Source organism: Anaerocolumna sp. AGMB13025, from assembly GCF_029689925.1.
GTDB lineage: Bacteria > Bacillota > Clostridia > Lachnospirales > Lachnospiraceae > Anaerocolumna.
Genome location: NZ_CP121445.1, coordinates 787278 through 799822, shown reverse-complemented (window position 1 = coordinate 799822; position 12545 = coordinate 787278). Strand labels below are relative to the sequence as shown.

Sequence of the window (12545 nt, the reverse complement as noted above, 5' to 3'; positions counted from 1 at the left end):
AAAGTGTCCTTTAAGTGCAAATATCTTAAATTAGATTTTATAAGGATATTTGAAATTATCACTAACTATTTCAAACTATGGACTGTCAATTAACCGTCCTCTAGTAGTTCGACATGCTTCATATCCTTGATTTTTCTAACTTTATTTCTCCAAGCTCTTCATCGTCGGAAACAACAACACATCCCTAATCGCCGCCGAATCCGTCAACAACATAACAAATCGATCAATCCCAATCCCAATACCACCAGTAGGCGGCATACCATATTCCAGAGCATTTAAGAAATCTTCATCCATAGAATTCGCTTCATCATCACCAGCCGCACGAAGTGCTTCCTGTGCTTCAAAGCGACCTCTCTGGTCAATCGGATCATTTAACTCAGAGAACGCATTCGCCATTTCTCTTTTGGTAATAAATAACTCAAACCGTTCCGTAAAGTCCGGATCACTTGGCTTTCTCTTAGCAAGGGGTGAAATCTCCACCGGATGATCCATAATGAAAGTAGGCTGTACTAATTTCTCTTCTACATACTCTTCAAAGAATAAATTAATAATATCACCTTTCTTATGACGGTCTTCATACTTAATATGATGTTCCTTCGCAAGGGCTTTCGCCTCTTCCTCGGTCTTCACCTCATTAAAATCAATACCTGCATATTCCTTAACGGCATCTACCATTGTCATACGGGCAAATGGTTTCGCCAGATCTATTTCAACGCCATCATAACTGATCGTTGTAGTCCCAAGCACTTTGTTAGCAACGGTACGGAATAACTCTTCGGCTAAATCCATCATACCGTAGTAATCGGTATAAGCCTGATATAATTCAAGCAGGGTAAATTCCGGGTTATGTCTTACGGATAAACCTTCATTTCTGAATACTCTGCCGATTTCGTATACTCGTTCTAAACCGCCGACTATTAATCTCTTTAAATATAATTCCAAAGATATTCTCAAATGAATATCTTCATCCAAGGCATTGTGATGGGTCAAAAATGGTCTTGCCGCTGCACCGCCGGCATTGGGTACAAGGACAGGAGTTTCTACTTCGATAAAACTTTTACCGTCCAGATAGTTTCTGATTTCTCTGATAATCAGGGAACGCTTAACAAAGGTATCCTTAACCTCAGGATTTACGATTAAATCTACATATCTTTGTCTGTAACGGGTATCCGTGTCCTTAAGACCGTGGAATTTTTCTGGAAGAACCTGCAGACTCTTTGATAAAAGCACAACCTGGTTTGCCTTAACCGATACTTCTTCCGTGTGGGTTTTAAATACTTCACCGGTAATGCCTACAATATCACCAATATCAAATTTTTTAAAATCCGCATAGGCATCTTCGCCGACTACGTCTTTTTTTACATAAGTCTGAATGCTGCCTTTTACATCCTGTATATTGCAGAAAGAAGCTTTTCCCATAACACGTTTGGACATAATACGTCCGGCTATGGAAACTGTTTTTCCTTCTAAATTTTCAAAATCTGCACCAACTTCTGCAGAATGATGTGTTACGTCATATTTCATTATTTGAAATGGGTCTTTGGCATTCTCTTTTAATTCGGTTAATTTTGCTCTCTTAATCTTTAAAAGCTCATTCAGATCCTGTTCTGCTTGTATCTTTTCTTCCGCCACAATAGTTACTTCCTTTCTATCTTAACATTTTTTCCGGGGTATACTGCTTAATTTGATTTCTGTATTTCAAGTATCTTATATTGGAGCATGCCGGAATGGGTCTCAACATTAACAATATCCCCAATACGGGCACCAATCAATGCTTTTCCGACGGGTGACTCGTTGGAGATTTTTCCTTTGAGACTATTTGCTTCCGTAGATCCTACGATTTTATATTCCATCTCATCATCAAACTCTAAATCTAATATTTTAACTTTGCAGCCGATGTTGATTACGTCAACTTCTACTTCGTCTTCTACAACTACCTCTGCATTCTTAAGGATTTTATCTATTTCTTCGATTCTGGCTTCTATTTCTCTTTGTTCGTCTTTCGCAGCATCGTATTCCGCATTCTCAGATAAGTCTCCTTGTTCTCTGGCTTCTTTGATCTTCTGCGCGACTTCTTTACGTTTGTTAACTTTTAAATCCTGGATTTCTTCCTCTAAAAGTCTTAATCCCTCATAGGTCAATATGTTCTTTTTGTCTGCCATATTTAAACACCCTTCCTCCGTTTTAATCGATATTACGATACATTCAAAGTATTATAACGTATCACTTGTTTCTTGTCAACAACATAAGGCTTTATTTCCTATACTTTATGCTATTTTTATAAGGATTTTACATTTCCCTTGTGGCTATTCTATATCTTATCTAGCTGACCTAAAAATTATTCCACACAAATTGGAATCTTATCATCCATTTTATTAATATTTTGGCATTTTATCTATTTTTTATTAAAATTTTGAATTAGTACGAAGAAACCCTTTACACTTCTGTCGAATAGTGATATTCTCTGTATAGGTATTTATTAAATACATATTTCATAGTAATCAGGGCGCTATGAGGGCGGCTCTGTATTTTGCTGTCTAAAGGCAATTTACCTTGATTGCTGCATTCATAAGGAGGATAATTATAATATGGCTAGAAAAATGAAAACCATGGATGGAAATAATGCCGCGGCACATGTGTCTTATGCATTTACCGACGTAGCCGCTATCTATCCAATCACACCCTCTTCAGTAATGGCTGAAGTTACAGATGCTTGGTCTACTCAAGGTAGAAAAAACATCTTCGGACATGAAGTACAGGTTACAGAAATGCAATCCGAGGCTGGTGCAGCTGGTACTGTTCACGGTTCCTTGGCAGCTGGTGCATTAACAACTACGTTTACTGCTTCTCAAGGTTTATTGTTAATGATTCCTAATATGTATAAAATTGCTGGTGAATTATTACCTTGCGTTATCGATGTATCTGCCCGTGCATTAGCAAGCCACGCTTTATCAATCTTTGGTGATCACTCCGACGTATATGCTTGCCGTCAGACAGGTTTTGCAATGCTTTGCTCCAGTAATGTACAGGAAGTTATGGATTTAGGCGCTGTAGCTCACCTTTCCACGATCAAAGGCTGCGTTCCTTTCCTTCATTTCTTTGATGGTTTCAGAACTTCTCACGAAATTCAGAAAATTGAAACCTGGGATTATGAAGACTTAAAAGAACTTACTGATTTAGACGCGGTTGCAGCTTTCCGTAAACATGCCTTAAACCCTCAGCATCCAGTTACCCGCGGTACTGCTCAGAACCCTGATATCTTCTTCCAGGCAAGAGAAGCAAGTAATGAATATTACAATGCGGTTCCTGGTATTGTAGAAGATTATATGAATAAAATCAATGCCAAAATTGGTACAGACTATAAATTATTTAACTACTACGGTGCTGCTGATGCAGAACACGTAATCATCGCTATGGGTTCCGTATGTGATACCATTGATGAAACAATTGATTACTTAACCGCTGCCGGTTCTAAAGTCGGCGTTGTCAAAGTAAGACTTTACAGACCATTCAGTGCAAAACACTTAATCGATGTTATTCCTGATACCGTAAAACAAATCTCTGTTTTAGACAGAACAAAAGAACCAGGCGCACTTGGCGAACCTTTATGGCTTGACGTAGTTGCTGCTTTAAAGAATACGAAATTCGATGCGGTTCCTGTTTTATCCGGACGTTACGGTTTAGGTTCTAAAGATACAACTCCTGCACAGATTATCGCTGTTTACAAGAATCAGGCAAAGAAACTCTTCACAATCGGTATTGTGGATGATGTTACGAATCTTTCCCTTGAAGTTACTGAAAATCCTAACACTACTCCGGAAAGCACAATCAGCTGTAAATTCTGGGGACTTGGTGCGGATGGTACTGTAGGTGCTAACAAAAACTCCATTAAGATCATTGGTGACCATACCGATATGTATGCTCAGGCATATTTCTCCTATGACTCCAAGAAATCCGGCGGTGTTACAATCTCCCATTTACGTTTTGGTAAAGACCCGATTAAGGCTACTTACTTAATTAACAAGGCTAACTTCGTAGCTTGCCATAATCCTTCTTATATCGCTAAATACAACATGGTTCAGGACTTAAAAGATGGTGGTTCTTTCCTTCTTAACTGCGGCTGGACTATGGAAGAGATCGAACATCACTTACCTGGACAGGTAAAACGCTACATAGCAAAACACAACATCAAATTCTACACCATCGATGGTATCAGCATCGGTAAAGAAATCGGACTTGGCGGACGTATCAATACTGTTCTTCAGGCTGCCTTCTTTAAATTAGCAAATATCATTCCTGTAGATGATGCTGTTAACTATATGAAAGCTGCTGCTACTGCTTCTTACAGCAAAAAAGGCGATGCAGTTGTTAAGATGAACCATGATGCAATTGACCGTGGTATCACAGATGTAAAAGAAATCGCAATTCCTGCTTCCTGGGCAGATGCTGCTGACGTAGATTTATCAACCGTAGCTGTTGGAGCAAGAAAAGACGTTGTAGATTATGTTAACAAGATTCAGAATGTTATGAATGCACAAAACGGTGACAGCCTTCCTGTTTCAACTTTTGTTGATTCCGCAGACGGTACTTTCCCTCTTGGCTCTGCTGCCTTTGAAAAACGTGGTATCGCTGTTGATGTACCAAGCTGGAATCCAGACAACTGTATTCAGTGTAACTTCTGTTCTTATGTTTGTCCTCACGCTTCCATCCGTCCGGTAGCTATGACAGAAGCTCAGGCAGCTGCTGCTCCTGAAGGTTCAACTACTATGGATTTAACCGGTTTAGCAGGCTTTAAATTCGCTATCTCCGTATCTGCTCTTGACTGTCAAGGCTGCGGTTCCTGCGTAAATGTTTGTCCTGGTAAGAAGGGTGAAAAAGCTTTAACAATGAAGAGCTTAGAAAGCCAGTTAGAATCACAGAAATTATTTGATTACGGCGTTGAAATCGGATATCCGGATGAAGTTGTAACGAAATTCAAAGAAACTACGGTTAAGGGCAGCCAGTTCAAACAGCCTTTACTTGAGTTCTCCGGCGCTTGTGCAGGTTGTGGTGAAACTCCTTATGCTAAATTAGTTACTCAGTTATTCGGTGACAGAATGTACATTGCTAACGCAACAGGATGCTCCTCAATCTGGGGTGGTTCCGCACCTTCTACACCTTATACGGTTAATAAAGACGGACATGGTCCTGCTTGGGCTAACTCCTTATTCGAAGATAATGCAGAATTCGGTTATGGTATGGCTTTAGCTCAGAAAGCTTTAAGAAGACGCTTAATCTCTTCTGTAGAAGCGCTTGCTTCCGTAGTTGATAATGCTGATTTAAAAGCTGCTTGTGACCAATACCTTGCAACAAAAGAATCCAGCGTATCAAACGGTCCTGCTTCCAAAGAGCTTCTTGCAGCTTTAGCTGACAGCAGCATCGAAAGCGCTGATAAAGACAATATCTTAGCAAACAGCGACTTCTTATCCAAGAAATCCCAATGGATCTTTGGTGGTGATGGTTGGGCTTATGATATCGGCTTCGGCGGTTTAGACCATGTTATTGCCAGCGGCGAAGATGTAAACATCTTAGTATTTGATACAGAAGTTTACTCCAATACAGGCGGACAGTCTTCTAAATCCACTCCTACCGGTGCAATCGCTCAGTTTGCTGCCGGCGGTAAAGAAGTGAAGAAGAAAGACTTAGCTGCTATTGCAATGAGCTATGGTTATGTTTACGTAGCGCAGATCGCTCAGGGTGCTGATTACAACCAGTGCGTAAAAGCATTTGTAGAAGCTGAAAGCTATCCAGGTCCTTCCATCGTTATCGCTTATGCTCCTTGTATCAACCATGGTATCAAAGGCGGTATGAAGGGTGCTCAGACAGAAGAAAAACGTGCTGTTGCTGCCGGATACTGGCATTTATTCCGCTTCGATCCTCGTCTTGAGGAACAAGGTAAGAATCCATTCCAGTTAGACTCCAAAGCGCCTACTGCTGATTATCAGGAATTCATTACCAGCGAAGTTCGTTACAGCTCTCTTGCACGTTCTAATCCAGAAAGAGCAGCAGAATTATTTGCAAAAGCTGAAAAGAGTGCAAAAGCAAAATATGCTAAATTAGTTAGAATGACTCAGGACTAATTACTAGATTTAATTCAAACGTTAGCCTTGTAAATTATAACGTAACATAAAGCAAAAAAGAGAAAACCTTAATCTTGGGTTTTCTCTTTTTTATTTCAGCTCTTTGTCAAGCATAAGTCTTATTATTATGCTCATGTTTATCTACAGTGTAGTCATAATCAATTTTTCTAGTCACAGCCTGGTTAAAATTGTCTAAGTTATGTATCACCATTCTTTCGCATTCTATTTGTACGGATTATCGTATAATAACCGTAAGACCCCGCACGCTCTGAATAAATAATTCTGCATATTAGTAATAGTAAATAGTGAAATATTGATTGTGCCATAATAAAATACTACCAAATTATAACAATGTATTATTTTGAATTTAAGTGACCATGCCTGATGCATGTAGAATATGCAGAAAACATGTAGAATATGCAGAATATATTGGAAAAGACACAAAAAATGATAAAATCTATCTGTAGCCATAAATATCCTCATCTGAAATTTGAATATTTTGCGAAAAAATTAGTTACTCCTACACCTTTCTGTCACTGTACATACCAGAACACAATTACCAGAACATTCAGAATCACATAAAACATTACAACTACTGTACAACTACTAAGAACCATATTCTTTCATTCTCCCTGTATAATTTTTACGATAGTTACATGGAGATTTTTGGGAGTACAGTAAAAATAGTGTGGCTCGTTGTTCAGAATGTGAAAATAGGTTTGCGTGCTCAAATTGTTTCAACTTGGAGTAAGAAATTGAAGCAGATAATAATAAATTAGAAATCATATGCAACTATAAACCAGAGCAGGGAAAATGGCGTAATGAAAATGTTAATTATACAAGGAGCGAATTTGAATGGAACTTCTAAATGTGAAAAATGTAGTTAAGAAATATGGAAATAAAATTGTATTAGATAATGTATCTTTTACATTATCTAAAGGTGAAATAATGGGATATCTAGGTCCTAATGCATCGGGTAAAACAACAACAATTAAATCTATTGTTGGACTAAGTCAAATTAGTAGTGGGAGCATTAGTTTATTCGGATATGATGTAGGGAAGCATTATGATAAAGTTTTCCCAAGAGTAGGAGTACTATTTGATTCCAACGGATTGTATGAAAGATTAACAGCAATGCAAAATTTAGAATTTTTTATGAAAGCATGTTCTAACTCACATGGTTATAATAAAGAATTAGTTTTAAGTATTTTAAAAGAATTTAAATTGGATGAAGTTAAGTATGATAAAGTAAAGACATTTTCAAAAGGAATGAAAAGAAAGCTTGCCTTAGCCAGATTACTTTTAATTCAACCAGATATACTTATCTTAGATGAACCTTTTGATGGAATAGACATGGAAAATAGAAATACAATAATTAGTTTGATAAACAAATATCAAACTAATTATCAAATGAGCGTAATTATAACATCACATGTAATGGCAGATATTGAGGAACTAGCAACTAAAGTAGTAGTTTTAAAGCAAGGGAAGATATTGGCAGATATGCCTATTGATCAATTCAGAGATTTGTCACAAGATACTAAAGTCAAGGTTGTTTTTGCTAATAAAGGTGATAAAGATTTATTTGTTGAATTATGCAATAAAAAACAGCCAAATATTCTGAGCATAATTCAAAATGGTTATACAGTAACCTTATCATATTCAAACAAAGAAAATATAAATATAAAAAAAATGTTGATAGAAAATGAAATTGATTTTCAAGAGATTTATAATATGCAGGAAAATATAGGTGATATCTATTTAAGGATGGTGAAATAATGAACAAATTATGGTTATCAACATTTAAAGCATTTATCTATAAGGAACTTTTAGAAGTATTATCAACGATGAAAGGTTTATCTCTTGTATGCATTCTAACTATATTAGTAACACAATATGCTACGATTAATCAAGTTGTAAATTCAGGCATGAATAAATCTATTATTGAAGAGCAAATCAGTTTTCTTATGGTTTATGTTGTTACTATGATATTTTTTTTCCATGGGCATACATTGATAGACAGATTTATCCATGAAGAAAGAATGAATAAAACGATACATGTTATGTTAGCTTCGGGAATGCCCAAAACAGCTATATGGACCGCAAAGATGTTTGTGACCATAGTAACAAGCGAAGTAATAAGTTTGCTATCTGTTGGACTGAATATTATAATGGTAAGGGTTGTTTATAGTGTAAGTGTAAAATTTAATGTAATTTCTTTTTTATTAGTCTTCGTAACAGTGCCAATATTGTGTTTTGGCATTTTAGCAATAATTTCTGTGGCATATTGGTACTTTAAGAATGTAAAAATATTTGGATTTTTATTTCCAATGATTATGTTTTTTGGCATTTGGAATCTTTCAATTAAATTATCGAATGTACTTATTCCTAAAATATTTTTAAGCATATCAACAATAACAGGAATTGTATTATTATATATTTCATTTCTTTTAGTAAAAAAAATTCCTAAAGAACGTATAGCAAACATGGAGTGATGTAGATGAAAAAGTATATAAATAATGAGTATGAATTTTCATTAGAATATCCAGAAAAATGGGAATGTATAGAAAATTATGCAGATTCTATTGTTGCAATAGTTTGTAGAGAACACGAATTTTTGATTAACAAAGATATAATACCAAATCTAAATATATTTATATATTCGGATAATCGGTCTTTAGACTTAAAATTATTAGTACACAATACGAAAACTGAATTATCGAGATATTTGAACGATTTCGTTATTAATGAGGATATAATAATAAATGAACGTGAAGAAAAACTCTTGTATAATGGAAAATTTAATAATAATCACTTGTCATTTATGCAATATCTTATAATACATAATAATAAAGTATATTCTATTACCGCTGGTTGTAATGAGGAGGAATTTGAAAAATTCCAATCGGTATTTCTCTTAATAAAAGATTCAATTTGTTTATTATAACTAAATAACTAATTGTTATATAAGGGATTTCTTAAGCAAGATATGATAAGATAATGATAAATATTTAAGCTTAAAATAAGACTCTTTGTCAATAGTTGGGGTGGATTCATTAATCCCGCTCCAACTATTGCAAAGAGCCTAAAAAATAAGTTGTTGGAACTATGTTCAACACACCCCAACATTTATTTTAGAATCTTTATTTATGAAATACATTTATTTACCTTAATGTGACTTAAATAACCATCAAATAAAAACAAATCCCGGATACTGCAATTTTCTCACTATAATATACTTCTTTCATTAAAGGTAAAGCTGTCTACTAACATATTATTATCCTAATAATATCTTTTTACATTATAATGTATCCAAATAATCCGTTAATGCCATAATAACCGGAATAGTAATTAGTGAAAGCAACGTAGTCATAGCAAAGATTTCAGAGGAATAGAGAGCATTCTTATTATAACGGATGGCAAACAGGGTACCGGTGGCAGCGGTTGGACAGGCGGCGGCCAGGATGGCGGTTGTCAGAACGGTAGGTTCTATCGGCAATCTGGTATAGAGCAACAGCACTACCACAGGAATTACCATTAATTTTAAAAGCACCACGAGATAAATCCTAGCTTTAAAGAATATCTTAACAATATTCGTCTGGGCAATGGTAACTCCCGCAATCAACATAGCAAGAGGGGTATTCATATCCGCTATGTACTTCATGGAACTGTTAAGAATCGGTGGAAGTTTTATTTGGAGAGCAAAAAATACAAACCCCAGAATGATGGATATGAGGGTTGGTGAGATCAGGGTTTTGATCATGGTTCTTCTGTCCTGAATCCCATTCATCATAATAAGCCCATGGGTCCAAACAAATAAATTAAAGATTGTGATATAGGCGGTGATGTAAAACACGCCTTCACTGCCATAAATTCCGTTGATAATCGGTATACCAATAAAACCGCAGTTTGAGTACATAGCAGCAAACCGTTCAATCACAACATCGTCATTATCCCTGACTCTTAAAACTACATATGCAATTACGATTCCAACCAAATGGGTCAGCACCGCCAGACCAATAGAAATTAACAGCCCCTTTAATAGTTCACTGCTAAAGTCCCTCTGATAGGAATTAAATATAAGAAACGGGGACACTAAAAACAGCAATAGGTCCGATAACTTTTTATTCAATTCCTTGTCGATTAACCGTAGTTTAAAACTGATATAACCGATAAGGATAAGGATAAACATGATAAGAATCTGATACATTACATTATTCGCTAGTGACATTCGGCTCTTCTCCTGGGTGTTTTATTTAATATATTGGGGAACTAAAAAAAGGTTCTATTTAAAGCGTCGTACCTGTTGGCGGCAGCTCTTCGTTTATTATATCATGGGATTGTAGTTGTATTTCCTTATTTATATAGTTATCAGATCATTTTTCATTTCTATATTTTACAATCTTTTTATATCACTACCATATCCCAAATGATTCTATTTATGTAATATTACTATTAACAGTTACTTTCTTATTGTCATATAATAATATAAACTATTTTTTGGGGTATGTCTATGAATGTTAGTATCGGTATGAAAGCCCCTGATTTTACTGCCACTACCACCTTCGGACCAATGAGACTTTCTGATTACAAAGGACACTGGGTCATTCTGTTTTCTCATCCGGGAGATTTTACTCCTGTATGTACTACAGAATTTATCGCATTTGCACAAGCCAATGATCAATTTAAAGGACTCAATGCAAACCTGATTGGACTTAGTATTGACAGCAACCCTTCTCATTTGGCATGGGTGAATCAAATTTATCAATTAACCGGCATCGAAATTCCTTTCCCAATCATCGCAGACCGTATGGCTGAGGTTGCGAAGCTCTACGGAATGATAGCTCCTGATGCAAGCACACAGGAAACCGTGCGGAATGTCTTTTTTATTGACCCCGATCAGGTGATCCGGGCAATCTTTATTTATCCTCTGACAAACGGCAGAAACATAGCAGAAATTCTGCGCCTGTTAATTGCACTTCAAACCACAGATAAATGCAAAGTAGTTACCCCGGCAAACTGGCAGCCTGGCAGTCCCGTTATGGTCCCTCCGCCCCGCACATATGATCAATTAACGGAACGGGTTAATGATCCTGAAAAGATGTGTTTGGACTGTATGGACTGGTTCTGGTGCTACAAGGATATAAACAGCTAATCATGTAAAAATGTAGCCGCGCCGGCATTACCTCTTACCGACACGGCTATTCCTATTTGAATATATATTAACTTCTTATCGTTTTTACTTCTGGGTTCTGATTATTCAATATACCGTTGCCTGATCAGCAAATTCACCACTTTTTTATCTTCTCTGCTTTCATAAGCACCGATTCCGGTTAGTATAAAAATGAAAAGCGGCAACGTCTGTATCCAGAAAAGCGTTAAGTCTGTCAAGCCATGAACCAAGGCAGCTCCCATTACAGCCAGGATAAGTGAAGTGATCATTGGTTTCTTTTCTTTCAGACATATTTTCAAAATCCTGATCAGATATTTCATAAAATATATCACAATCGGTATTGTTCCGATCATCCCATAATTCATCAGGGTATCCAGGTAGACACTATGGGCATGTGGTATCAGGTTACCGGCTTTACTGCTTAGGAATGCTGTGGACATGGAACCGTGGCCAAACAACGGCTCTTTTATGAATTGCTCCCACACAAATTGCCAGATCTTAAGACGAAGGCTTAAGGTTTCTTTTGCCTCGTACAAACGGGGGATTAAATCTATGTTTAATTCAAATATAGCAAACCCGGCAATCATTGCTCCGCCTAACCATAGGCTAAATAGTCCGTATTTTTTCATTACCAGTAGTAAAATTGCGATACCTACAAAAACTTCTACCCAGGCAAACATGCTTTCGCATAAATAGATACTTATAATATTCATAACCCCTACTATATAATACACCCATTTAGAGCCTTGATTTGAGAGTATTTTATAAGCACAGATAATGATAACGGTAGCTGTGATCGTCCCAAAATAATTGGGGTGCAAAAACATAGCAGAGATTCTGTCATAATTATAAAAATCATCCACCAGTGATATCACAAACTTCTGGGTTATGGCGCAGCTGGAACTGGTTATACTCAAAATGCAGACCAGTGTTAATACTCTTTCATAAAGTTCCGTAGTCATGAAACTGCGTTGAAAGAAGCCAATCGCCAAAGCAAGTATTAATCCAAATCCTGCCCCTACACCAAACCAGTTTCCATAAAACAAGGCTTCCAGCAAGTAAAAAACAAAAAACGAAATAATATATTTCGAGCACCTTTGGGAAAATATTATTTTTCGGGTCTGTTTATTTAGTATAAGATACATACCTAATCCAACCAACAGGATCCCTGCAAATATGTAAGGTAGAAAAATGGATGTAACAGTAATTATTATTATATTGGTATATGTTAAAGACTCATCAATCTGACGTCT

Annotated in this window: 9 protein-coding genes; 5 read left to right on the top strand and 4 right to left on the bottom strand. The window is 36.4% G+C overall.

Going from position 1 to position 12545, the window contains the following annotated elements:
- Positions 1-141: 141 nt before the first annotated feature.
- Both lysS and greA read right to left on the bottom strand, forming a co-directional pair.
- Positions 142-1632 (bottom strand): lysine--tRNA ligase, encoded by a 1491-nt coding sequence (gene lysS, locus QA584_RS03405; protein WP_278273100.1) that lies wholly within the window; start codon positions 1630-1632, stop codon positions 142-144.
- A gap of 47 nt (positions 1633-1679) precedes the next feature.
- Entirely contained in the window at positions 1680-2162 is a 483-nt protein-coding gene (gene greA, locus QA584_RS03400) for a transcription elongation factor GreA (RefSeq protein WP_278273099.1), read from the bottom strand.
- A gap of 426 nt (positions 2163-2588) precedes the next feature.
- On the opposite strand from greA, the gene nifJ reads away from it, so the two are divergent.
- The 4 genes from nifJ to QA584_RS03380 all read left to right on the top strand — a co-directional run bounded on the left by nifJ (position 2589) and on the right by QA584_RS03380 (position 9066).
- A complete protein-coding gene (gene nifJ / locus QA584_RS03395; protein WP_278273098.1) occupies positions 2589-6119 on the top strand; it encodes a pyruvate:ferredoxin (flavodoxin) oxidoreductase in 3531 nt (1176 codons plus the stop codon).
- Positions 6120-6974: 855 nt separating this feature from the next.
- Positions 6975-7898 carry an ABC transporter ATP-binding protein gene (locus tag QA584_RS03390; protein ID WP_278273097.1) on the top strand — a complete coding sequence of 308 codons (924 nt, stop codon included), beginning with the start codon at positions 6975-6977 and terminating at the stop codon, positions 7896-7898.
- Positions 7898-8614, top strand: a complete 717-nt coding sequence (locus tag QA584_RS03385) for a hypothetical protein (protein ID WP_278273096.1) — start codon at positions 7898-7900, stop codon at positions 8612-8614. Before QA584_RS03390 ends, QA584_RS03385 begins: the two co-directional genes overlap by 1 nt.
- A 5-nt stretch (positions 8615-8619) precedes the next feature.
- Positions 8620-9066, top strand: coding sequence for a hypothetical protein (locus QA584_RS03380; RefSeq protein ID WP_278273095.1), 447 nt, complete (start codon positions 8620-8622; stop codon positions 9064-9066).
- 354 nt (positions 9067-9420) lie between these two features.
- Here the strand turns inward: QA584_RS03380 and QA584_RS03375 are convergent, their stop codons facing one another.
- Positions 9421-10350, bottom strand: coding sequence for an AEC family transporter (locus QA584_RS03375; RefSeq protein ID WP_278273094.1), 930 nt, complete (start codon positions 10348-10350; stop codon positions 9421-9423).
- A gap of 282 nt (positions 10351-10632) precedes the next feature.
- Between QA584_RS03375 and QA584_RS03370 the strand changes: the two genes are divergently transcribed.
- A complete protein-coding gene (locus QA584_RS03370) occupies positions 10633-11274 on the top strand; it encodes a peroxiredoxin (RefSeq protein WP_278273093.1) in 642 nt (213 codons plus the stop codon).
- A 101-nt stretch (positions 11275-11375) separates the two neighbouring features.
- On the opposite strand, the gene QA584_RS03365 is transcribed toward QA584_RS03370, so the two are convergent.
- Positions 11376-12338, bottom strand: coding sequence for an O-antigen ligase family protein (locus QA584_RS03365; RefSeq protein ID WP_278273092.1), 963 nt, complete (start codon positions 12336-12338; stop codon positions 11376-11378).
- Between the last annotated feature and the right edge of the window lie 207 nt (positions 12339-12545).